Annotated in this window: 28 protein-coding genes; 3 read left to right on the plus strand and 25 right to left on the minus strand. The window is 42.8% G+C overall.

What is annotated here, in order from left to right; translation table 11 throughout:
• Positions 1–4: 4 nt before the first annotated feature.
• The 9 genes from D8863_RS07705 to D8863_RS07745 form a co-directional block, all read right to left on the minus strand.
• Positions 5–199 carry a DNA-directed RNA polymerase subunit beta gene (locus tag D8863_RS07705; protein WP_000739701.1) on the minus strand — a complete coding sequence of 65 codons (195 nt, stop codon included), beginning with the start codon at positions 197–199 and terminating at the stop codon, positions 5–7.
• The gene (gene murA / locus D8863_RS07710) at positions 186–1,469 is read right to left on the minus strand and encodes a UDP-N-acetylglucosamine 1-carboxyvinyltransferase (protein WP_000411918.1); all 1,284 of its coding nucleotides are present in this window, start codon (positions 1,467–1,469) and stop codon (positions 186–188) included. Before murA ends, D8863_RS07705 begins: the two co-directional genes overlap by 14 nt.
• 23 nt (positions 1,470–1,492) lie before the next feature.
• Positions 1,493–1,723 carry a DUF1146 family protein gene (locus tag D8863_RS07715; RefSeq protein WP_125441572.1) on the minus strand — a complete coding sequence of 77 codons (231 nt, stop codon included), beginning with the start codon at positions 1,721–1,723 and terminating at the stop codon, positions 1,493–1,495.
• Between the two features lie 55 nt (positions 1,724–1,778).
• Positions 1,779–2,816 carry a SepM family pheromone-processing serine protease gene (locus D8863_RS07720; protein ID WP_049501597.1) on the minus strand — a complete coding sequence of 346 codons (1,038 nt, stop codon included), beginning with the start codon at positions 2,814–2,816 and terminating at the stop codon, positions 1,779–1,781.
• Positions 2,800–3,288, minus strand: a complete 489-nt coding sequence (gene coaD, locus D8863_RS07725; protein ID WP_125441573.1) for a pantetheine-phosphate adenylyltransferase — start codon at positions 3,286–3,288, stop codon at positions 2,800–2,802. Before coaD ends, D8863_RS07720 begins: the two co-directional genes overlap by 17 nt.
• Positions 3,278–3,817, minus strand: a complete 540-nt coding sequence (gene rsmD / locus D8863_RS07730; protein ID WP_125441574.1) for a 16S rRNA (guanine(966)-N(2))-methyltransferase RsmD — start codon at positions 3,815–3,817, stop codon at positions 3,278–3,280. Before rsmD ends, coaD begins: the two co-directional genes overlap by 11 nt.
• Positions 3,818–3,881: 64 nt before the next feature.
• Entirely contained in the window at positions 3,882–4,874 is a 993-nt protein-coding gene (gene asnA / locus D8863_RS07735; RefSeq protein WP_000747998.1) for an aspartate--ammonia ligase, read from the minus strand.
• Between the two features lie 109 nt (positions 4,875–4,983).
• A complete protein-coding gene (locus D8863_RS07740) occupies positions 4,984–5,667 on the minus strand; it encodes a Bax inhibitor-1/YccA family protein (RefSeq protein WP_001076870.1) in 684 nt (227 codons plus the stop codon).
• A gap of 54 nt (positions 5,668–5,721) precedes the next feature.
• Complete coding sequence (locus D8863_RS07745; protein ID WP_125441575.1) at positions 5,722–6,462, minus strand: TrmH family RNA methyltransferase; 741 nt, start codon at positions 6,460–6,462, stop codon at positions 5,722–5,724.
• 33 nt (positions 6,463–6,495) lie between these two features.
• Here D8863_RS07745 and D8863_RS07750 point away from each other — a divergent pair, with 33 nt between their 5' ends.
• Positions 6,496–6,774, plus strand: coding sequence for an acylphosphatase (locus D8863_RS07750; protein ID WP_125441576.1), 279 nt, complete (start codon positions 6,496–6,498; stop codon positions 6,772–6,774).
• A 77-nt stretch (positions 6,775–6,851) separates the two neighbouring features.
• Positions 6,852–7,781: a membrane protein insertase YidC gene (gene yidC / locus D8863_RS07755; protein ID WP_125441605.1), complete on the plus strand. Its 930-nt coding sequence runs from the start codon at positions 6,852–6,854 to the stop codon at positions 7,779–7,781.
• A gap of 72 nt (positions 7,782–7,853) precedes the next feature.
• Here yidC and pflA read toward each other — a convergent pair whose 3' ends face one another.
• From pflA to D8863_RS07830, 15 genes are all read right to left on the minus strand, one after another.
• Complete coding sequence (pflA, locus tag D8863_RS07760) at positions 7,854–8,648, minus strand: pyruvate formate-lyase-activating protein (protein ID WP_001288281.1); 795 nt, start codon at positions 8,646–8,648, stop codon at positions 7,854–7,856.
• Positions 8,649–8,769: 121 nt separating this feature from the next.
• On the minus strand, positions 8,770–10,026 hold the full coding sequence (locus D8863_RS07765; protein WP_125441577.1) for a diaminopimelate decarboxylase: 1,257 nt from the start codon (positions 10,024–10,026) through the stop codon (positions 8,770–8,772).
• A 66-nt stretch (positions 10,027–10,092) separates the two neighbouring features.
• Positions 10,093–10,920, minus strand: a complete 828-nt coding sequence (gene purR / locus D8863_RS07770; RefSeq protein ID WP_125441578.1) for a pur operon repressor — start codon at positions 10,918–10,920, stop codon at positions 10,093–10,095.
• 104 nt (positions 10,921–11,024) lie between these two features.
• A complete protein-coding gene (locus tag D8863_RS07775) occupies positions 11,025–11,966 on the minus strand; it encodes a 3'-5' exoribonuclease YhaM family protein (protein ID WP_125441579.1) in 942 nt (313 codons plus the stop codon).
• Positions 11,956–13,212 carry a DNA recombination protein RmuC gene (locus D8863_RS07780; protein ID WP_185761467.1) on the minus strand — a complete coding sequence of 419 codons (1,257 nt, stop codon included), beginning with the start codon at positions 13,210–13,212 and terminating at the stop codon, positions 11,956–11,958. Before D8863_RS07780 ends, D8863_RS07775 begins: the two co-directional genes overlap by 11 nt.
• Position 13,213: 1 nt before the next feature.
• Positions 13,214–13,876, minus strand: coding sequence for a thiamine diphosphokinase (locus D8863_RS07785; RefSeq protein ID WP_125441581.1), 663 nt, complete (start codon positions 13,874–13,876; stop codon positions 13,214–13,216).
• Positions 13,839–14,495 carry a ribulose-phosphate 3-epimerase gene (rpe, locus tag D8863_RS07790; protein WP_125441582.1) on the minus strand — a complete coding sequence of 219 codons (657 nt, stop codon included), beginning with the start codon at positions 14,493–14,495 and terminating at the stop codon, positions 13,839–13,841. The genes D8863_RS07785 and rpe overlap by 38 nt, the downstream gene beginning before the upstream one ends.
• Positions 14,496–14,505: 10 nt before the next feature.
• Positions 14,506–15,384 (minus strand): ribosome small subunit-dependent GTPase A, encoded by an 879-nt coding sequence (rsgA, locus tag D8863_RS07795; protein ID WP_125441606.1) that lies wholly within the window; start codon positions 15,382–15,384, stop codon positions 14,506–14,508.
• 1 nt (position 15,385) lies between these two features.
• Positions 15,386–16,258, minus strand: a complete 873-nt coding sequence (gene rsmA, locus D8863_RS07800; protein WP_125441583.1) for a 16S rRNA (adenine(1518)-N(6)/adenine(1519)-N(6))-dimethyltransferase RsmA — start codon at positions 16,256–16,258, stop codon at positions 15,386–15,388.
• Between the two features lie 12 nt (positions 16,259–16,270).
• The gene (locus tag D8863_RS07805; RefSeq protein WP_125441584.1) at positions 16,271–17,077 is read right to left on the minus strand and encodes a dimethyladenosine transferase; all 807 of its coding nucleotides are present in this window, start codon (positions 17,075–17,077) and stop codon (positions 16,271–16,273) included.
• A 157-nt stretch (positions 17,078–17,234) separates the two neighbouring features.
• Positions 17,235–17,531, minus strand: coding sequence for a hypothetical protein (locus D8863_RS07810; protein WP_125441585.1), 297 nt, complete (start codon positions 17,529–17,531; stop codon positions 17,235–17,237).
• A gap of 7 nt (positions 17,532–17,538) precedes the next feature.
• Positions 17,539–18,933, minus strand: coding sequence for an SseB family protein (locus D8863_RS07815; RefSeq protein ID WP_125441586.1), 1,395 nt, complete (start codon positions 18,931–18,933; stop codon positions 17,539–17,541).
• A gap of 234 nt (positions 18,934–19,167) precedes the next feature.
• Complete coding sequence (locus tag D8863_RS07820; RefSeq protein WP_125441587.1) at positions 19,168–20,022, minus strand: SDR family NAD(P)-dependent oxidoreductase; 855 nt, start codon at positions 20,020–20,022, stop codon at positions 19,168–19,170.
• 11 nt (positions 20,023–20,033) lie between these two features.
• Positions 20,034–20,597 (minus strand): ribonuclease M5, encoded by a 564-nt coding sequence (rnmV, locus tag D8863_RS07825; protein ID WP_125441588.1) that lies wholly within the window; start codon positions 20,595–20,597, stop codon positions 20,034–20,036.
• The gene (locus D8863_RS07830; protein WP_125441607.1) at positions 20,594–21,370 is read right to left on the minus strand and encodes a TatD family hydrolase; all 777 of its coding nucleotides are present in this window, start codon (positions 21,368–21,370) and stop codon (positions 20,594–20,596) included. The genes rnmV and D8863_RS07830 overlap by 4 nt, the downstream gene beginning before the upstream one ends.
• A 151-nt stretch (positions 21,371–21,521) precedes the next feature.
• Here D8863_RS07830 and kimA point away from each other — a divergent pair, with 151 nt between their 5' ends.
• Positions 21,522–23,366: a potassium transporter KimA gene (gene kimA, locus D8863_RS07835; protein WP_125441589.1), complete on the plus strand. Its 1,845-nt coding sequence runs from the start codon at positions 21,522–21,524 to the stop codon at positions 23,364–23,366.
• A 181-nt stretch (positions 23,367–23,547) separates the two neighbouring features.
• Here kimA and rpmH read toward each other — a convergent pair whose 3' ends face one another.
• Positions 23,548–23,682: a 50S ribosomal protein L34 gene (gene rpmH, locus D8863_RS07840; protein WP_000831905.1), complete on the minus strand. Its 135-nt coding sequence runs from the start codon at positions 23,680–23,682 to the stop codon at positions 23,548–23,550.
• Positions 23,683–23,754 lie beyond the last annotated feature (72 nt).

Genomic DNA, 23,754 nt, shown 5'->3' on the forward strand with positions numbered 1-23,754 from the left:
CAGTCTAATTTCCTGTAAATTTGCTAATCAATTCCTGCCACTTTGCTGGAGACAAGATAGCCCATGGATCCTGTCCCTTTCCTAGGATTCCATAGCCTACCATCAAGCCGATTCCTAAAGCCAGAAAGCCTAGCAATAATACGATAAAAATCAACAGTAAACGACGGAGTACATAGCGTAAGTTTTTATTCTTCTTCATCATTTGCCTCGATTCGCTGAATCTTCGCTCCTAGCTGAGCCAATTTCTCATGGAAACGGTAGTAACCTCTATCAAGGTGGACTAACTTACCGACAACTGTTTCTCCTTGCGCCACCAGACCTGTCAAAATCAAAGCAGCACTGGCGCGAAGATCCGTTGATAGAACTTCTGCCCCCTGTAAAGCCTGTCCCCCAACAATACGAGCTGTGTCACGGATAATCTCTGAGTGCAAGCCCATACGGCGCATTTCTTCCAAGTGTTGGAAGCGATTCTCAAACACCGTTTCCACCATGGTGGATTCCCCTTTTGCGACTGTCATCAGAGCTGTAAATTGTGCCTGCATATCTGTTGGAAATCCTGGGTGTGGTAAAGTTTTTACATGAACAGCCTTAAGATTTTCAAGTTGAGAACGAACACGGATGCCTTCTGACTCCTCTGTCACTTCAACGCCCATTTCAAGTAGTTTTGAGATTAAGGGGCGATTGTGCTCCCAAACTGCATCACGAACGAGGACATCGCCACCTGTCATAGCTGCAGCCACCATAAAGGTTCCGGCTTCGATACGGTCCTGTACCACATTATGAGTCGTACCATGGAGCTCCTCGACACCAGTCACTGTGATTGTTTCGGTACCAGCTCCCTTGACCTTGGCTCCCATTTCATTAAGAAGGATAGCGAGGTCAACAATTTCCGGCTCACGCGCAGCATTTTCAATGACCGTCACACCATCAGCTAGAGTCGCTGCCATCATGAGGTTTTGTGTTGCGCCAACACTTGGGAAGTCCATGTAGATATGAGCACCATGCAGGCGTTCTGCCTTAGCTTCGATGTAACCAGCTGTCTGGGTAATCTTTGCCCCCATAGCTTCCAAACCTTTGAGGTGAAGGTCAATGGGACGACTCCCGATGGTACATCCCCCTGGCATAGAAACTTTGGCATGGCCTACACGAGCAAGGATTGGTCCCAAGACAACGATGGATGCACGCATCTTGCTGACATACTTGTACGGAGCTTCCTCCGTGATATCACCAGTCGCATCAACCTCGACAACATGAGCTTCCTCATCAAAGTCCACCTTGGCATTCAGACCTCGAACCACTTGATTCATAGTGAAAACATCTGACAAGATTGGGACGTTCTGCAAGACTGTCTTACCCTTGCTTGCTAGAATAGTCGCTGCCAACAAGGGCAAGACGGCATTCTTTGCTCCCTCGATCGTCACACTCCCGACCAGACGATTATCACCGCCTTGAACCACAATTTTTTCCATAGTTGTTTCCTTTACTTTTGATTTTATAACAGTCCTCTAATCGCTTCTTGCCACAGTTGGTACAAACTGATAAAGAATGAACTCAAGATGTAGCCCATCACAATACTAAAGAAGCCTACCAACAAACGAACTTTTTTTGTGTTAGTAGCGGTCACTTTTAAAACCTTTTCCCATCTCACAAGATCCTTCAAAAGGTAAAAACTCAAATAAATAAAGAGTATATGACTACTTAGAGTGAATAATAATTGAACCATTTGACTATTATACCATCTTATCCGCTTGCGCGCTAGTTTTCAATTTTTCTACGAATTAGGGATTGTTTTTAAGGTAATCAATTGCATCCTGCAAGGTCTTAACGGGAACGATTTTCATCTCTGTTTTGATCGTTTTAGCAGCTTCTAGGGCTGTTTCATAGTTGCTTTTCGCATTGGGATCTGCTTTTTTTGCTTCCTCGGTGACTGGATTGTCAGGAGCAAAAAAGATGTTGGCTCCCTGACGAGAGGCTGCAACCACTTTTTTGTCAATTCCACCAATGTCACCAACATTTCCATCACGATCAATAGTTCCCGTTCCCGCAACGACGCGTCCATTACGAAGACCTGGATCTGCTATTTGGGTGTAAATAGCGAGACTAAACATAAGACCGGCACTTGGCCCGCCGATACCAGCTGTTGAAAAGCGAATTGGAACGTCACTAGTCACTTCCGTACGGTCAATCAAGCCAATCCCAATACCGTTTTTTCCGTTTTCGAGAGTGATAATTTTACCTTCTGCAGACTTGACCTTTCCGTCTTCTTCATAGGTTACCTTGACCGTATCCCCTAATTGTTGAGAATTGACATAGTCGACCAAGTCTTTTGAACTGTCAAATGTTTTGTCATTAACAGCCGTCACGGTATCTGCAATGTTCAGAATGCCCTTAAAAGTTGAATTGTCCGTCACGGTCAAGACATAGACTCCCAGATACTTGAGTTCGATATCCTTACCAGCCGTCTTCAAACCTTGATACTTGGCCATGTTTTGAGAAGTTTGCATGTAGAACTGATTGATCCGCATAAATTCTGCATCAGTAGAGCCACCCGTAGTCTCCTTGGCACTTCTAATATCCGTGAAAGGTGTTAACCAAGCATAGACAAGATGCGATAGGGTTGCGTGTCGAATACCGACTGTCACAAACTGGTAAGCTCCTGCTTCTGTGTCTTCTGTTTCATTGACTTTCAAAACGCGACGAATATCTTCCGCTCCACCTGGAACTTCTATGTAGTATGGCAAAGGTACTACAAAGGCTAAAAACGTCAATACTAGTGCTAGGATGACATATAAGGGCCATCTAGTTTTTTTCTTCATGTTCTAATTCCTCCACAACACTGTTTGGGACATATTGCTGAATCTCCTGACCAAACTTCAGAAGTTCTCTCACGGCCGAAGAGCTGATATAAAGATGCTCTGGGCGGCTATATAGGTAAATGGTTTCGATTTCTGGAGCCAGTTGATGATTGTAGTAATCAAAACTAGACTCGTATTGCAAGTCGGTGACATTTCGCAAGCCACGGACAAGGGTCTTAGCACCCAGCCTTCTTGCAACATTGACGACTAGTTGGTCATGAGAAGCCAGCACCTCTACATTATCTAAATGCGCCACCGCTTTTTCAACTGCTCGTTTGCGATTTTCAACAGGGAGAAAGCCTTGTTTGTGGGGATTGTAGAACACCCCGACATAGAGCTTATCAAAGAGTTTACTGGCACGTTCAATCATATCCAGATGTCCATTTGTCATCGGATCAAATGATCCTGTAAATAATCCAATTTTATCTGACATAAACTGTCACCTTACTAATCCCATATATTTTTTCCTTCCAGATGCCTAAACAGGCAATTTCTTCTGGTAGTTCTACAGACTTATCGGTTTCGCAGACAACCATGACTTCTTGGGAGAAGAGATTTCTTTCTGCCATTTTTTCGATATCTGCAACGATCTGTTCTTTTGCATAAGGAGGGTCTAAAAAGACCAGATCAAATGTCCCTCCAACTTGCTCTAGAGCACGGTCAGCTTCCATCTTTAAGAGCTGAAATTTAGAAACTTCCTTGGTCATCTGGATATTTTCAGCGATGACAGCTTGTGCCTTTCGCTCCCGTTCCACTAAGACAGCACTGGACATCCCTCTTGACACAGCTTCAATAGACAGACCGCCACTGCCAGCATAGAGATCCAAGACACGACCACCCTCAAAATAGGGACCAATCATGTTAAAGATAGCTCCTCTCACCTTATCCGATGTCGGCCTCGTCGTCTTGCCTTCTAGCGTCTTGAGAGGACGCCCCCCATAGATTCCTGATACGATTTTCATACCGTTTATTATACCAAATTATAGGCAAAAAGAGAAAGAAAACCGAACCTTACGGTTCGATTCTCTACAAAATATTTTCGTACGTATCGCGAACTTCTTGAGGCCAGACACTGGTCTGAACCTCTCCGATGTGTTTCTTACGAAGAAGGAACATGGCCATACGAGACTGTCCGATACCTCCACCAATTGTCAGTGGGAAAAGGCCGTTAAGCAAGGCTTTATGCCATTCCAGCTCAAGACGATCTTCGTCTCCTGTAAGAGCCACTTGGCGACGAAGGGTATCCTCATCTACCCGAATCCCCATTGATGAAAGTTCAAAGGCACAACCAAGAGATTCGTTCCAAACGAGAATATCGCCATTCAACCCCTTGTAGCCATTTTCAGACTCTGTTGTCCAGTCATCGTAGTCAGGTGCACGGCCATCATGAGGTTTTCCGTCAGGCAACTCGCCACCGATACCAATCAAGAAGACTGCACCGAACTCTTTACAGATCGCATTTTCACGCTCTTTCGGTGTTAGGTCTGGATAGCGTTCCACCAACTCTTCTGTATGGATAAAGGTGATTTGTTTTGGCAAGATGGATTCGATATCATAGCGGGCTTCTACGGCTAGCTCTGTCAGACGGATAGCCTTGTAAATCTTCTCAACAGTTTCTTTGAGATAGGCGATATTGCGTTGACCGTTTGGGATAACCTTCTCCCAATCCCACTGGTCCACATAAACTGAGTGGGTCGCGTCGAGCGAATCTTCGTCTGGACGAAGGGCCTTCATGTGAACAAACAGACCTTCACCTTCACCGAAACCAAAACGAGCCAAGGTGTGGCGTTTCCATTTGGCAAGTGAGTGAACGACTTCATAGGTTTCATCTGGAATCTGCAAAACCTTGACGGATACTGGATTTTCGACACCTGAAAGGTTGTCCTGCATCCCATCTCCGACCTTACTCAAGATAGGACCTTGAACTTCAACAACTTCTAACTTATCTTTCAAATACTGGGTAAAAGTGTTTTTGACAAAGGAAATTTCTTCTTGTTGATGAATAAAACTTTTCTTCATAAACAGCTCCTCAAAAATTAGTTAAAAGCATTATACACCTATTTCCAAGAAAAGAAAAGAGTAAATAAGAAAAAGTCAGTGCTCTTTTGAACACTGACTCTGACATTCATTAATCGTTTCGACCAAAGATACGTAAAATGCTAAGGAAGAGGTTGATAAAGTCTAGGTAGATGCTGAGAGCCATTGAGATGACCCATCCTGTCGCTACTTGTCCTCGTGACTGCTCGTAAACATAGCGAATCTTTTGGTTGTCCCAAGCAATCAAACCTGAGAAAACCAAGACCATGGCAATACTAATCATGTAGTCAAAGAAGCTATTGGCTAAAAATAGATTCACAACCATGGCAATGATGAGACCAACAAGCGCTGCCATCAAAGCTCGTCCCATTCCACTCAAATCTTTCTTAGTGAAAATTCCGATTGCCGCCATGACAAAGAAGAGTAGGGCACTGGATACAAAGGCTGACAAGACTGTTCCCGGCGTATAGAAGGCTACGACAAAACTCAGCGTAAAGCCATTTAAAACAGAATAAACTAAAAATACTGGGAGAGCTGCTGGGCTATTTTTTGCAGCCATGCTACTTGCAACAAAGACTAGAGCAAGTTCTGCAAAAGTTGCAATCATCAACCAGAGACGGCCATGCATTAAAAAGTAGACCAATTGGGACTGAAAGACTGTCAACATCAAAGCTGACACGAGAGCTGATAGACCAATCCCAAGTCCCACAAAGGCATAAACCTTAGCGTAAAATTGATTGAGACCTGAACGTTCTTGAATAATCGTTTGATTCATTCTGATTCTCCTTTTTCTATAAATATGTCTTGATTATAACAAAGATTTTATAAATTAGCTGAAATAAAACATCAAAATGCCTGCTGCAACTGCTACGTTGAGACTTTCTGCTCGACCTTTCATGCCTATATGAACCAGCTGATCAGCACTCTCAGCCATGACAGAACTAATCCCCTGTCCTTCATTTCCCATGACTAAAACAAAGTTCTCTAGTGAAGAAAGCTCACGATAATCCTTTGAATCTCTCGATAAGGTCGTTGCTAGAATGGGCAAATCGCTCTTCTTTGCCTCTGCTATAAAGTTTACAGGAGACAGCCGATAGATGGGCAAATGAAAATGACTTCCTTGCATGGAACGCAGGGTCTTGAGACTGTAGATATCCGCTGACTTGTCTGAAACAATAACCCCTGTAAAACCTGCCGCATCCGCCGTCCGAATCATTGTACCCACATTACCAGGATCTTGAACATCTTCTAAAAATAGAAACTTACCCTGACTAAAATCAGGCAGTCCCACTTCTTCTTTTTGAATCACTGCAACAATGCCTTGAGGAGTTTGCGTATCTGCTAAATCCCGCAAAATATCCTCTGAAACCCAGACCGTTTGAGGAAAAGCAGCTAACTGATTTCGGTAACTTTCCAGAGCAAAAATCTTCTCAATCCTCACTCCAGCTTGAACAGTTTCTTCAAACAAGTGCCAACCTTCAATCAAATAGGCAGACTTTCGATATTTTTTTTGATGCAATTTCTTGGCGTTTTTTACCACAGAATTGGTTTTTGAGGTTATAATAGTCATAGAAACATTATAACACAATCAAAGGGGTTTAGTATGCAAAAGGTTAGAATGATTGCCCAAGGCAGGGTACAGGGTGTTGGTTTTCGCTGGGGTGTTTATACTTTAGCTCTTGAAATCGGTGGCATCACTGGTCGTGTCTGGAATAACGACGATGGCACAGTGGAAATTCTCGCTCAGGCAGACTCCTCTACCACTATGGCAAAATTTATCCAAGAAATCCGTAAAGGTCCAACGCCTTTTTCAAAAGTTACCTATCTGGATGTGCAAATGAGCAACTTTTCATCCTATTCAGACTTCAAAGTCGCAAATTAGGTCTCCAGAACTATTGTATATTTTACAAAAAAACAGTAGAATAGAAAGGTATAATTTTTAAAGAAGGAATGAAAACATTGAAATCTATTAAACATTTTGCCCTCTCTGCTATGGGAGTGGCTATGCTACTCGTCTTGACAGGTTGCGTTCAGATTGATAATGCAACAGGTAAGCCAATTGGTCCCGTTTGGGATTTCTTAGGTGCTCCGATGGGAGAAGCTATCAAGTACTTCGCTACTGATAAAGGTCTAGGCTTCGGGGTCGCTATCATTATCGTAACCATTATCGTGCGCTTGATTATCTTGCCACTTGGTATCTACCAATCATGGAAGGCGACACTTCACTCTGAAAAGATGAACGCCCTCAAGCACGTCCTTGAGCCACACCAAACACGTCTTAAAGAAGCAACAACTCAGGAAGAAAAGCTAGAGGCTCAACAAGCTCTCTTTGCCGCTCAGAAAGAACACGGTATCAGCATGTTCGGTGGTGTAGGATGTTTCCCTATCCTCATTCAAATGCCTTTCTTCTCTGCTATCTACTTTGCAGCCCAACATACTGAAGGGGTTGCTCAAGCAAACTACCTAGGAATTCCTCTAGGTTCACCAAGTATGCTCCTCGTAGCCTTTGCTGGTGTCCTCTACTACCTCCAATCACTCCTTTCACTTCATGGAGTAGAAGACGAGATGCAAAGAGAACAGCTCAAGAAAATGATTTACATGAGCCCACTCATGATTGTCGTCTTCTCCTTCTTCGCACCAGCAAGTGTGACACTTTACTGGGTTGTCGGTGGTTTCATGATGATTCTCCAACAATTCATCGTTAACTACGTTGTTCGTCCAAAACTTCGCAAAAAAGTTCGTGAAGAATTTGCCAAAAATCCACCAAAAGCACGTTCATTTTCAACTGGAGGCGGGCGCAAAGATGTCACTCCAAACCAAGCAACTGCGATCATGACTAACAAGAAACATAAAAAACGCAATGCTGGTAAACAACATTCTAGAAAATAAGAAAAAAGCTTAGCTGAAAGGCTAGGCTTTTTATGCATCACAAAAGCCCGATGTCTCCATCAGGCTTCTTTTTTATCCATGAACACGTTTCATGTAGTCTTGGTAGCTTTCTGTATCCATCAATTCCTTGGCATTCTTAACACGGTCTGCTGTTGGAGGTTTTACCCCTTCGAGCGAATAAGGAATTCCTAGTTCACGCCACTTGAATTCTCCCATCGTATGATAAGGCAAGATTTCAAACTTATCAACGTTTTTGAGGGTCTTTACAAACTTACCGAGTTCGATCAAATCCTCATCTCTGTCCGTCAAACCTGGAACCAGCACATGGCGAATCCAAACAGGCTTCCCAATATCTGATAGGTACTGGGCACAGGCCAAGATATTTTTATTGGTTTGACTTGTGACAATCTTGTGCTGCTCTTCGTTGATTTCCTTGATATCCAAGAGAACCAAATCTGTCACCGCCATGAGTTTATTAAACTTTTCGAGATAACGTGGTTTATTACGGAACGGAAGAGCACAGGTATCCAAGGTACAGTGGATTCCTTTTTCCTTGGCCTTGGTAAAGAGGGCAATTAGGAAATCAATCTGTAAGAGGGCTTCTCCTCCACTAACAGTGATTCCCCCCTTGTCTCCCCAGAAACCACGATAGCGAAGGGCTTCTGTCAAGACATCGTCTACTGTCCGTTCACGTGATTTATTGGTCTCCATAGCCCATGTATCAGGGTTATGGCAGTACTGGCAACGCATGTGACAACCCTGCAAAAAGACAATGAAACGAATCCCGGGGCCATCTACCGCCCCAAAACTCTCTGTCGAATGCACCATTCCTGTCACTTGTCCATAGTCAATTGTTTCTTCAGACATATCGTCACCTTCCTTGAAACCGTTTTATAGTTTTATTATATCACGAGTAAGGTGAAAAACAAGGTTTTTTTGTCTATTTTTTAGAAAGCAATCTGTTTTTCACTTTCATTTTCAATTTCTTTTAATGATCCGATTCAAAATCAAAACCATACAAGGTTGCGAAATAGTCCTCAGGGCGCTCTGCACGGCGGATTTGGCGGGCTTTTCCTTCTTCGGTATAGAGGATTTCTGCCGAGCGTAGTTTGGCATTGTACTGATAACCCATGGAGAATCCATGTGCACCTGTATCATGAATTACCAGCAAATCACCGATTTCTGTATGAGGTAGTTCGCGGTTAACGGCAAATTTATCATTGTTTTCACAGAGCGATCCAACCACATCTACGACCTCCACCGGTCCAGCTGGTTGCGTCAGATTGCTGATATGGTGGTAGGCTCCATACATGGCTGGGCGCATCAGGTTGACTGCTGATGCATCCACACCTAGATAGGTACGGTAGGTTTTCTTCTTATGGGTGACTTTTGTGACGAGAGCTCCGTGAGGGGCTAACATAAAACGACCCAATTCGGTGAAAATCTTGACCTGACCAAGACCTGCTGGCATAAGGACTTCTTCATAAACCTTACGCACACCTTCACCAATCATCGCAATATCGTTTGGCTCCTGGTCTGGACGGTAATTGACACCAATACCGCCAGAAAGATTGATAAAGTCTAGCGAAATGCCCAACTTTTCCTTGATTTCAACAGCCAATTCAAAGAGCTGACGGGCCAACTCTGGATAATAGAGATGGGTGACAGTATTGGATGCTAGGAAAGAGTGAATCCCAAAGGTCTTGGCTCCTTTTTCCTTCAAAATCGCAAAGGCTTCAAAAAGCTGGTCCTTGGTCATCCCAAACTTGGCTTCTCCAGGATTGTCCATGATATCTGTTCCTAGCTCAAAAACGCCTCCAGGATTGTAACGACAAGAGATGATTTCTGGAATGCCTGCCGCTCGCTCCAGATGTTCAATGTCTTCAAAGGCATCCAAGTTAATGGTTGCGCCCAATTCACGCGCATAGACATATTCCTTGTCAGGCGTGTTGTTAGAAGAGAACATGATTTCAGAACCGGGAAAATCCAGTTTATGGCTCATCAAGAGCTCTACATAACTAGAACAGTCCACACCACAACCTTCCTCTTGGAGGATTTTCAAGATGGCTGGAGTTGGAGTGGCCTTGACTGCAAAATATTCTTTAAAGCCCTTATTCCAGGAAAAGGCCTGGTTGACGGCTCTTGCTTTTTCACGAATCCCCTTCTCATCATACAAGTGAAAGGGTGTTGGGAATTCGGAAACAATCGTTTCTAAATCTTCTCGACTGATAAATGGTGTTTTCATAAGCATCCTTCTATTCTGTTTGCAAAGAAAGGCTGGGACAATCGTTCCAACCTTTAGTTCTATCTCTTATTTGTCTTCGTCAAAGATATTTCCAATCTCAACATCGATGGATTGGTTCTTAACATCAATATTGGTTACTTTCAAGAGTGACTTGTAATCAAACTGCTTTTCACGTTCTTCTTGGGCATTGTCTGCAAAGACTGCGACACCAGCTAGTTCAGAATCGAACTCACGCAAGAGACTAATCATACCGTTGACAGTTCCGCCACCTTTCAGGAAGTCATCCACGATCAAGACACGACTGCCTGCCTTGAGACTGCGTTTTGAAAGGAACATTTTCTCAATGCGGTCACCGCTGGAACCTGATACATAGTTGACGCTGACCGTTGAACCTTCGGTAATTTTCAAGTCACGACGCACAATGACAAATGGAACATTGAGGACATTGGCAACTGCATTTGCGAGTGGCACCCCTTTTGTTGCTACTGTCATAACAGCATCGATTTTTTGGTCCATAAAGCTCTTGGCAATGATGCGCCCAATATTTTTCAAAATGGTAGGTGTACTGAGCAAATCAGATAGGTAGATGTAGCCACCTGGCAAGATACGGTCGCTTTCTGAAAGTTTGTCACGCAAGTCTGCGATTATTTCTTTAGCTTCATGACTCGAGATTGATGGTGTAAAGATAACGCCACCACCTGCTCCAGTCACTGTCTGGATATGGCCGATTTCGATTTCCTCAAAGGCACGCTTGATAATCACGATGTCCTCTGAAATCGATGATTTAGCAGATTCGTACTTTTCTGCAAAGGTATTGAGACTTGTTAGTTTGTATGGATTATTAATCAAATAGTTGGAAATGACAACCATCCGATCACTTCTTCTTAATTTCATTTTTATTTACCATTCCATTTAATTTTGATATTTTATCCATTATACCACATTCACATAAAAAAACGAACATTATTGCGTAAAAAATGCTCGTTTTTCTTAAATCATTAATCTAAATCTGGTTTATAGAAGGAACGATTGTCCATAGCGAAGATTTTATTGGTCATCTCTCCTTTGTCCACCAAAGCTAGAGCTGTTGACATCATCATCATGCTGGCATCTAGATTGTCAATCATATGAATAATCTCTGCCTCCATAATGCGTGGACGAACCGGACTTCCATACTCCAGCAAGCCATGATGACTGAGAATCACATGGCGCAGTAGCACCACTTCTTCTCTAGTATCATCGATGCCGAGTTCCATGACTGTCTTGGTAATTTCGCTATCGATGAGGGCGATATGGCCGATAAGATTGCCTCGCACTGTGTACTCCGTCTGATCGGGACCACTGAGTTCTAAAACCTTGGCCAAGTCGTGCAACATAATCCCCGCATAGAGGAGGCTCTTATTGAGCTGAGGATAGATCTCGCTAATGGCATCTGCTAAGCGCACCATGGTTGCTGTATGATAGGCCAAACCAGTTTCAAAGGCATGGTGGTTGGTCTTTGCAGCTGGATAGGAGTAGAATTCCTTATCATACTTGGTGTAGAGACTGCGAACGATACGCTGCCAGACAGGATTTTCAATCTTGAAAATCATTTGTGACATGTAGTCACGGATTTCCTTAACATCGACTGGTGACTTGACCTTGAAGTCAGCTGGATCATTGGGTTCCCCATGCTGAGGTAAACGAAGCGTGATTTGATTGACTTGTGGAGTGTTGTTGTAAACTTCTCGACGTCCCTGCATGTGGACGACTTTCCCAGCGGTAAAGGCCTCGACGTTATGAGGTTGGGCATCCCAAAGTTTCCCTTCAATCTCGCCACTATCGTCTTGGAAGGTAAAGGCTAGGTAATTTTTCCCAGCACGCGTCTGTCTTAGGTCAGCTGACTTAATCAGGTAAAAACCTTCAAACAGCTCATCTTTTTTCATGTGACTAATCTTCATATTCTTCCTCATCTTCTTGGAAATGGAGTAGATCAAGCGCAGGCTCATCTTCTGATAACTCAATGTGACGGAGCGTCCGCTCAATAGCTGTGGTGCGACGGTTTAATAATTCATCAATATTGCCAGAGGCATGTTGGAGATGCTTTTGTGCTTTGACCAGAATGCCACCAAACTTGCCAAACTCGGTCTTGACGCTGGCAAGAGTCTTGCTGATATGGTCGGCACTCTTTTGGATATTGAGAGTCTTGAAGCCAACTGATAGAGAGTTAAGCAGGGCTGATAGTGTACTTGGACCAGCAACGATAATCTGCTCCTCCCGTCTCAAATCATCGAAGAAGACCGGATTGCGGACGATTTCCGAATAAAGTCCTTCTGTCGGAACAAACAAGACTCCAAAATTGGTCGTCCTAGGAGGAGATAGATACTTGCTCTTGATATCCTTGGCGAAACGCTTAACGCTTGCCAAGAGAGATTTGCGACAGCGTTCAATTTCGTCCTTGTCACCCGCCTCATAGGCTTCTTCTAGGCGGTAATAATCTGCCAGTGGAAACTTGGAGTCAATTGGTAGATAGACGTATTCCTGGTCGCCTTGGCCAGGTAACTTGATGGCGTATTCCACACGTTCACTGGAGTTTTCAACCGTTGCAAATTCTCGTTCGTACTGGGCAGGTGTCATGATGTCTTCGATGATTTGCCCCAGTTGCAATTCTCCCAGAATCCCTCGCGTCTTGGTCCCAGAGAGAACCTTGTTGAGGGCACCAACATCGCGGGCAACTGTCTGCATTTCTCCCAAACCTCGGTTGACCGACTCTAGTTGCTTTGAAACTGTCTCAAAGGAAGCCTGCAAGCGCGTCTGCAAGGTCTTTTCCAGTTTTTCCTCGACCGTCTGGCGCATTTGTTCTAAACGTTGCTCATTGGACTCCTGCAAGGCTTGGAGGCGTTGGTCGGTCTTGTCCCTAGTTTGCAAAAGATTATCTGTCATTTCTTGACGGACTTGCGTCAGGCCTTGGTGCAACTCCATTCGCACTTCTTGCAAACGGTCGCTGACAGCCACTTCCAAATCTTTTTGATCTAGCTGACTGGCTTGTCTAGCTTGTTCAAAGCGGTAATCCAGTTGATCTGAAAGATTGTCTGCCTGATCCTCCAAGCTCTTGGCTAGGTACTTGTCTTGTTTATCCTGCCTTTGCCAAATCAGAAAGAGTCCAGCTAGGTTGGCAATTAATAATAGTAGTAATACAGTCTCCATCCTACCTCCTGTCCTTGCTATGCAGCACGACGACATAGCCATCTGGGCAAGTCACCGAAACTTCCCTATCTATATATTCGTTAGAAGCGTACACTTTTTTAAAGAAAAAATTTTCCTCTGTCAACTCATACTTGGCACCGAGAATGGTCAGCTGACTATCCCGAACTGGCATAAAAGCTAGATAATCGTAGTCTGAACGGGGCTCTAGCTGACTGGTCCCTTCTGGACAATAGGCAATCACATTTTGCCCATCCTCAATCGCGATTTGGCGCATATAGGGGGTCAACTTGGGATTGCTAGGCAGAAAGACATTGGCCAGCATATGGTCAATACGACCACCCAAAGCCCCAAAAATAGTCACCTGAGCCTGAGAATTTTGCTCAAAGATGGTCAAGAGAGCCAATTCCAGATCCGTATCATCCTTTTCTGGCTGGGCTTGAACAAAGCGCAAAGCTCGTTTTTGAATCAACTGACATTCGTCTCCAGTCACCGAATCAAAATCTCCAACTGCTAGAGTGAGAGGCAAGTCTTCTTCCAAGACCCAGAGCGAACCGCGATCCACACCGACAAAGCTATCAAAATCCGTCCGATAATGCCCACGGTCTCCGCCTGCAAAAACGGCAACCCTAGTCCAGTTGTTTTCTGAGAGTTTGCACTCGTTCATTGACATCTCCCTTAAAGACATAAGACCCTGCTACAAAAACTGTAGCACCAGCTTCTTTAGCTTGAGAAATGGTTTGATCATCAATCCCACCATCGACTTCGATCTCAAAGTTCAAACCTTTTTCCTCACGAAGGGCAACCAACTCACAAACCTTGTCCATGGTTTCAGGCAGAAAGGCTTGTCCTCCAAATCCAGGATTCACTGTCATGACCAAGACTTGGTCAACTAAGTGTAGCACATGCTTAATCGCCTCAACAGGTGTACCAGGGTTAATGACGACCGAAGATTTGACACCAAGAGAGCGAATCTTTTGAAGTGCTCCATGAATATGAGGTGTTGCTTCCACATGGATACTGATAATATCTGCACCTGCACGCGCAAAATCTTCTAGATGATGCTCAGGATTTGATACCATCAAGTGGCAGTCAAAGACCATCTTGCTATGAGGGCGAAGAGCTTCAACCACACCTGCACCAAAACTGATTTGCGGTACAAAGTGCCCATCCATGATATCGATATGGGCATATTCTGCACCAGTTGCTTCTAGGCGTTTGATTTCACGTTCAAAGTTGGCATAATCTGCTGCCAGAATTGACGGAGCAATCTTGTATTGAGACATAGGTTTCTCCTTATTTTGGAATTTTTTTACTGACTTTTTTATAGGTTTCTCTACGATTTTCAATCTCACTGAGGAATTGCAGATAGTTGTCGAAACGGAAGTTCGCAATGATGCCCTCTTTTACTACTGGCTTTACAGCGCAAGATGGCTCATGGGTATGCGTACAAGTGCGGAACTTACAGTCGCGACTGACACTAGCAATCTCTGGAAAGGCCTGGTTCAGCTCTTCAGCACTTGATACTTCATAATCCAGAGATGAAAATCCTGGTGTATCTGCGATTTTACCACCATTGAGGTTGTAAAAACTAACAGCTCGAGTAGTATGGCGACCACGACCTAAACTATCAGAAATTTCTCCCGTTTCTAGATTGAGGTCAGGTGCGATTTTATTAAGAAGGGTTGACTTCCCAACACCAGTCTGCCCCATAAAGACTGTCACCTTGTTTGTTAATAGTGGCAAGAGCTCTTCCTTATTAGTCACAAAGTCATAACCAATGGCACCGTAAGTCTGTTGGTAAAAATCCAGTTCTCCTCTATCTTCCAGCAAGTCCATTTTAGAAATATAGACGATGGGATGGATGCCCTTGTACTCCAAAAGAACCAAGAAACGATCCAGCAAATTGCTGTTGAAGTCCGGTTCCTTGACGGACATGATCACCACAGCTTGGTCAATATTGACAATGGGCGGACGGACCAGACTGTTTCTCCGTTCGTGAATCTTGAGGATATAACCTTCGGAATTTTCCTCGGCAGAAAAATCTACCCAATCCCCAACGTAGGGTGTATGACCTTTTTTGCGGAAATTCCCACGCGCACGTGTCTGATAGACTTGGCCATCACTCTCTACATAATAGAATCCTGCCAAGGCTTTAATAATTTGTCCCTGCATCTTAGAGTCCTTGTCCTTTAAGCGCATCTGAAAGGCTAGCAAATTCTTCCAAGCTAAGTGCTTCCCCACGCACAGATGGTGACAAGCCTGCTTGGTCCAAAGCCTTGGTCAGCTTATCCTTGACTTCATCAGTTTTCCCAAAGTAGCCTGTTAAGTTGTTCCATAAGGTCTTACGACGATGGGTGAAACTAGCCTTGGAAACCTTAAAGAAGAAGTTCTCATCTTTCACTGCTACGGCTGGTTCTGGACGACGTACCATTTTCAGGATAGCCGAGTCAACATTCGGCGCTGGCACAAAGACCGTACGAGGCACGATAAAGGCAACCTTGGCTGTCATGTAATACTGGACAGCAATCGACAAACTACCGTAAGCCTTGGTATTGGGTTGAGCGGAGATACGATCCGCCACTTCTTTCTGCATCATGACGACAAACTCACTAAAAGGAATGCCACTCTCGATCAAATGCATGAGAATAGGCGTTGTGATATAGTAGGGCAAATTGGCTACTACCTTGATTGGCAGGTCAGGATTTTTGAAATTCTGGATATGCTGGATCAAGTCAACTTTGAGAATGTCCTCGTTGACTACTGTCACATTGTCAAAATCACGCAGGGTATCCGCTAGAATTGGCACCAAACGGTGGTCAATCTCAAAGGCCATAACCTCTGCCGCACGCTCAGCCAAAAATTCTGTCAAAGCACCAATCCCTGGCCCGATTTCGATGACATTAACCTGATCATCAATTTCAGCCGTATCCACGATTTTTTGAAGGATATTGGTATCCGTCAGGAAATTTTGCCCGAAGGACTTTTTAAAGGTAAAACCGTGACGCTCCAGCACTGCCTTGGTCACGCTATAATCTGCAATTCTCATCTATTCTCTTTTCTATTTGTTAGCTAAAAACAATCTATAAACCCAAACAATTACCAACACCAAGAGAAACCAAAATCTCAAAGGAATATGGTACTCGTCATCTTTAGATTCGGCACCGGTCTCATCGAGCACTTGCTCATCTTCTTTACGTGGTGCTTGCTCGTCTTCTTGATGTTGTTCTTGGTTCTCTTCTTGACCCTGTGCTTGTTTTTCTTCTTGGTCTTGTTTTTGATTCTCTTCTCGACCTTGTGCTTGTTTTTCTTCTTGGTCTTGTTCTTGATTATCTTTTGGGCCTTGCATTTTCTTCAACTCATCTTGGTATGCAACCGAGTCTAGAATATTATCTTCTGGCAATAATTTTGGGGCATAATAATCAGGAAATCCCATAGCAGACCAAATTACGTTCTTTTCTGTTAAAGAAAAATCCAATTCTTGGGGTTGATTTTCCTGAATGGCTCGGATATTTTTTAGAAGCTTACGCGAAGCTATAGTCAATCCATCCATATCAGCAACTTCTAAAACATCAAATCCTAGCATGTCACCTGCTTTGACATTTGCAAGAATATAGCGAACAAAATCATCATATAGTTGCAAGGTCTGAGGAGCATTCTTTTCTAAAAAGGAGCGATTTTTGGTGGCATTTTTCTGGAATTTTTCAATAGGAAGTAAGATATTAAATTTCTTCCAGAGAATATTAGGCATTCGCACATCTTTTTCATCCCAAAATAATTGCCAAAAATAAGGAATAGTGTAAACTCCCTCCGTTAAAATACGTACATCTTTTCCGTTTTTTAAATAAATATAGCTTCTATTTGCCATATCGTTTCCTTTCACCATTTTTATGAAGGCTTTGCCTTCCGTCAAAGTCACCCCAAACAGGGCCAACTGTTTAGAACGCCTCTTGTTGTCAAAAAATCAATGCATATTGTTCTAATTTTCATTCATTATCTTTTAAGAAAATCATTTATTCTCTTTTCTAATAGGAACGGCGATATATCCAAACAAATTCATTTCCTCTGGAACTCTGATGAATCAGGTCTTTTAAATAGATATTGGGATTCGTCAGTTCTTTTGTTTCTGTATGATAGCTTGTTATTGTCTGCCCACCATGTCGGAGAAGCCACTCTGTATCCAATCTAGGCAAATATCTGTCCTTTTGAAGAAAATCATAAAATTCCTCTACTGTTATGTCCTCAGGAGCTTCAAGTTCTACCTTGTGAGGCAGAACATCATCACCCATACAGATAGACTCTCTATCAACGATTATTTTCATCTCTTGATCAGCCTTTAGCTCTTCCTTCTAGTTCCTCACTGAACTGTTGCATTTCTTTAAACGCTTTGTCACTGACATAAACACCCGCTTTATAATACTCAGTCTGGTTAATGGCATAGTCAAAGATTTCAATCATGCCTCCAGCGTTTTCAATCATAGCGCTCCAATTTTCATCGAAAACCATTCGCAAACGTTTCCAATCAGTAAACACTGAAACCGAATTTCGTCCATTTTTTCCTTCTCTAGTCGGAAGATTAAATGTAGCAGATTCTTCTAAAACATGAGCATTACTTTCCTGATTAGGTTCAGGAAATCCTGATGATGCATTTATAGGAAGAAGGAATTTAGCTTTTGGCATTGCCAATGAAAAGAACTTATAATAGAGTTTATAAATTAATTCTTCCTCTTCTGTAGTCGGTCTATCCATCTGTCCCATCAAAAGCATCCATCTCACAATATCAGGGTTCATAACAGGAACTTGTATCTCTGGCAAGCCTGAAAAATCTGGTTTTTGAACTAAAATGGAAGAACTTATACTAACTTCTTTGGTATTAAAGAATGCTCCTAAAGCACCATTCAAGTAAAAAGCTGTCCCAAGAAAATTCTCAATTCCTTTTTTATCTTCCGTATTTTCAATCAGTTTTATCTCTGAGTTTAATTGTTTTTCTATTGCTTCTTTATACTGATGATACCAACGAGATGTAAATACCATAATCATTGGGTCAGTGCAGAGATAGCCTTCGTCACCTCTATCATATGTAGTTGAGAAAAGATAAGGTTCCCCAGTATTTTCTGAATAAACAGCATAAATCGAATCTGCTTCTAGCAACTTGTCCTTGACAATTTCTGCTAGACGTTCTGACTTACGAGTATTTTCTTGATTGCTCTCTTCACTTTTTGGTTTTTGACGGCAATCCCATAAAAAAGCCTGTAAAATTTCGATACTATCATCAAGACTAAGATTCTGATAGTCCTCATCGCTTACTTTACCTTCTTGAATAGTCACAAAAGTTCGATAGAGAGCATAAGCATAGCTAGATAAACGCTTTTTTTCATCTACACCAGGACTATAGAGCACACTTCCCTTTTTTAACTTAGCTAGAGAGGAAAGCATATCGATCTCTAGATAAACCAACTCCTCATCTCTAAGAGATTCCACATCTTTGTTTTGGCAAGTAAGTTTTTTTACAACTACAGTTTCAAGAGTATCCATACCTTGATCGGGATTGCAAAACTGAAGACGATCACCAACTGTCAAACTCCCTTCCAAAGTCGCAGCAATCAGTAATTCCCTCTTTTCTTTCATTGGAAAGAAACCCAAAACTCCTAGACAAGCATCTCCTTTGGTTTCTTCTGTTGTCTTCTGTTCTTCTGTCTTTTTAAAAAAATCAAAAATTCCCATTGCTTTTCCTCATTAATTTCACCCAAGTGCTGATTTTATCAATTATCTTTTTTTATCAGGCATGGTATTGAGCATAGTTGAAGCGTATGCTAGTACCTCTATTGTAACACATTCCCCTTATATTTTCGGGTTATCTGGTTATTGTTATCACTTTTCAGGACTCTCCAAACAGATTTCGATATCTAAATTTCTTTCCACTATTGAAGTAAGCATAAAATTTATTTTTCTAATTCTTTATAGATTGTCTCTTGAAAAGGTCAGTTGTTCAAGTAAGGAATAGAGTTTTGCTTGCTCCGCTTCTTCATAAGCAAATCTATTTGCTTTTACTTCCCTACATTTCTCGTCATACAAAAAACCGTCATATCCATCTTCTGTAGATAAGGCTGTGTAGACTTTGGCCATTTCTTCAGGGCTAATTGAAAATCTTGACTTGATTTTATACAAATTTTTCATAAAAGTGCTGAGGTGATCATAGCGACGCATATCAACTTTGACATTGGTCACACGGATTGCCTGAACCTTGATACCTTTCCAATGTTTCCGCATATAAAGCGACAGCATCAACAAGGCCAGTTTATTCTGATAATAGGTCTTGGCAGGACTATAATGTTTTTGACCAGCTAAATTTTCAAAATCAAGCTTCATGAAGGGATAAAGCATCAGCCCTTGGGAAGAAATATTAATAATCCGACCACTTTCTGACTTTTCCAACAAGCCCTTCAACAAGGTAGAAAGTAAAAAGGGAGCAACCACGTTGGTCGCAAATTGCTTTTCTAATCCCTCCCTAGTCAGGATTGGCTTTTTGACCGATAAGTCAAAATCAGCCGCATTGTTCATTAAAACATCTAAAGTCTCTTCTTTTTGGATATACTGTTCTACCGCTTCCTTGACACTTTTCATCTCAGATAAATCAACCAAGATATAATCTACATGCGGATTTCCTGTTTGTTGACGGATTTTCTTACAGGCTTGCTCAGCAGCTTCTTTCCGTCGGCAAAATAGAGTCACTGACCAGTCCTTTTCAGCTAATTGTTTTGCAGCCTGATAGCCAATACCACTATTGCCACCCGTAATAATCACTTTTTTCATTTCTGACTCCGTTAGTCTGAATACTTAGCCATCACTTCTTCCACTTCTGCCAAGGTCACTCCAAACAACTCTAAGCGCTTGAGAAGTTGCTTGCCGTTGGAATAGCCGATGCGGAGCTGTTCGCCTAGATACTCTCTGCGCCTACGACTGTCTTCTCCCGCTAAGAATCCTAGGCGAATCAAGTCACCACGACTAATGTCGAACTCGTTCTCGTTTTCAAATTGCTCTGTCACCTGAGCCAGCGCTGTTTTCAGGTCCTCATAACTAGCATGTTCGATTCCCAGAGAACGTCCCTTGGTCTTGGATTTGGGAACAGCCTCATCTCGTTTGAGAAAGGCATGCTGAACTGTCGGAATGGCCGTCATAATCATGCGCCGAATCCGCTCCCCATTAAAATCTGGATCTGTAAAAACAACGACTCCATACAGTTCATGCAGGCGTTGAATTCGCTCTATATCTTGATTATTGATTGCCGATCCTCGTGTCTCATAGGTCTCTACGTCAAAATAACGTTTGAGATTGGCCGTATCATCCCGTCCTTCGACTACGATGACTTGGGAAATTTTCTCTTTCATGATTGTTTTTCCAATCCAAAAATACGCTCTGCATTGGCACTTGTCACAGCAGCTAATTCTTCTGTCGTCATGCCACGCAAGTCGGCAATAAAGTCTACTACATAGCGGGTGTAGGCTGTCTTGTTTTCACGACCACGTTTAGGAACTGGTGCCAAGTAGGGCGCATCTGTTTCTACCAACATCTTGTCCAAGGAAAGTTCTCTAGCAGCTTCTTGGATATCAGTCGCTTTCTTAAAGGTCACCACTCCAGAAAAGGAAATAGTCATACCAAGCTCGACAAACTTCTCAGCCCACTCCAAAGAGCCTGAAAATGAATGCATGATGCCACCACGAGGACCAACGCCCTCACTCTTGATAATCTCATAAGTATCTTCTAGCGCATCACGAGTATGGACCACAAAGGGCAAATTCAAGTCCTTAGACAGCTGAATCTGACGACGAAAAACCTGCTCCTGTACTTCCTTAGGTGCTGTCATCCAGTGATAGTCCAGACCAATCTCCCCCAAGGCAACAACCTTGGGATGTTTTAGTTTTTCAAGCAAGTAAGCTTCGACCTCATCTGTGTAAGTCCCTGCTTCCGTCGGATGCCAACCAATAGTTGCGTAGAGTTGCTCATACTCATCTGACAATTCTAGGGCTCGCTCAATTGTTGGCTTATCAAAACCAACAATATTCATCTGTGTCACACCCATCTCAGCAGCCAAGGCGATTTCTTCGGCCTCACGTCCTGCAAATTCTTCCACATTTAAATGTGTGTGCGTATCAAAAATCATCTCTTCTAACCTCATTTTCTTCCATCTATTATACCAAAAATAGCATCCCTCGGCTTGTAAAAATATTCTAATACCAATCATTCTCCCTTGACTGCCTTTTTTCAAAGCAGTATAATAACACTTATTGAAATTTTCAGCAAAGGAAACGAAAATGTTTAGAAAATTAAAATATACCTTTATCGGTCGACCACTCAAGTCTCTCACAGACGGCGAAGGGGGATTACTTGGAAAAATGCAGGCACTTGCAATGTTATCCAGTGATGCCCTGTCTTCTATTGCCTACGGGCCTGAACAAGTCATTCTCGTTTTAGTTAGTCTCTCTCCTCTCGCAATTTGGTGGAGCCTCCCTATTGGTATTTTTGTCCTCTTACTCCTCGCTAGTTTGACCATTTCCTATCGTCAAATCATCCACGCCTATCCTCAAGGTGGAGGAGCTTATATGGTCACTCGGGAAAATCTCTCCCCTAAACTAGGCTTGATTGCAGGTGGTAGCCTCCTTGTTGACTATATGCTGACAGTAGCCGTATCCGTTGCGTCTGGGGCTGATGCTATTACAGCAGCCATCCCTGCCCTCCATCCTTATAATCTTCATATCTCTATTTTCCTAGTCTGCCTGCTCATGCTCTTAAATTTAAGAGGCTTGAAAGAATCTGCCAGCTCTCTGATGATTCCCGTCTACCTCTTTATCTTCAGTACCGTCTTTCTCTTGCTTTATGGGTTCTTTCAACTGTTTACAGGTTCCCTAAACTATCAGGCGACTTCAACCATTGGACAAACCGTTCCGAGACTTTCCATCGTTCTCCTATTGAGAGCCTTTACCAGTGGCTCTGCCTCTCTGACAGGGGTTGAGGCTATTTCAAATGCGGTACCATTTTTCAAAACTCCGAAAGAAAAGAATGCTGCTCAAACCTTGACCATCATGTCCCTCATTTTAGGATTTCTTTTTGCAGGCATTACCTTCCTAAACTACTGGATGGGCATCACACCTCAAAATGGAGAAACCATCCTCTCGCAAATGGCCAAGGGCATTCTTGGCGATTCATTCTTTGGTCATGCTAGCTACTATCTCTTCCAGTTCTCAACAGCCTTGATTCTAGCTGTAGCTGCAAATACTGGCTTTTCAGCCTTCCCTATGCTGGCTTACAATATGGCTAAAAATAAGTACATGCCCCATCTCTTTATGGAAAAGGGGGATCGCCTTGGCTACTCCAACGGTATCTTAACTCTGGCCTTTGGGGCTATGATCCTTCTTCTCATTTTTAACGGGAATACTGAACGCTTGATTCCTCTTTATACTATCGGGGTCTTCGTTCCTTTTGCCCTTTCTCAGACTGGGATGATTCGTCATTGGAAAAAAGAAAAAGGAGCAAATTTCTTAAAACCTGCCTTTGCTAATATCCTTGGGGCCATCATTTGTTATGCCATTGTCCTCATTTTACTCCTCTTCAGACTGGGTGATATCTGGCCTTTCTTCCCAATTATCCTAGTCTTAACCTTCCTCTTTTTGTCCATTCACAGCCATTACCAAAAAGTGGCAAAACAACTGCGACTCTACGAAGGAATTGAAAAACGTACCTACGATGGCAATCTGGTTCTTGTCCTAGTAGGAAATGTTACTCGAGTAAGTGTCGGAGCCATTAACTACGCTCAAAGTATCGGTGACGAAGTGTTAGCCATGCACATTTCTACTAAAGAAACGGCAGAAAAAGACCAAGAAATTCTTCAGGAATTTGCCGATTACTTCCCAAATATCACTCTGAAGAATATCAATACTAGCTACCGCGACATCATCACCCCTAGCGTTAAGTATGTCAAACGAATCGCCCAAGAAGCTAAGCAAAAAAACTACACTGTTACAGTCCTTGTCCCACAGTTTATCCCTAACAAGCCTTGGCAAAATATCCTGCACAATCAAATGAGCCTCAAACTAAAATACGCTCTCAGATGGCACGAAGACGTCGTTGTCGCTAGCTACTCTTATCACTTAAAAGAATAAACAAAAACTCAAAATCAGTAACTTATTTCTGGTTTTGAGTTTTTTTGTATGTGACCTTTAAATGAGCCCTCCATGAGTTTCATCTGAAATGACCGATTTCGTGGACAATGCACTCTTTGAAATCAAAAGAAAAGCCAGTAGACTCGAGTTCCTACTGACTTCTTTGTTGAATTCGTTTGGATTAAGCAGCCAAAACTTTGCGTCCTTTACGACGACGAGCTGCCAATACGCGACGACCGTTTTTAGTTGACATACGGTTACGGAATCCGTGTTTGCGCGCACGACGAAGTTTACTTGGTTGATAAGTACGTTTCACGATGAATACCTCCTCATAGATTTTGTATTCGTTTAGCCGGCTATAAAGTGATCAGTTACTAAACATACTTTA

Source organism: Streptococcus oralis (assembly GCF_003943825.1).
GTDB lineage: Bacteria > Bacillota > Bacilli > Lactobacillales > Streptococcaceae > Streptococcus > Streptococcus oralis_CD.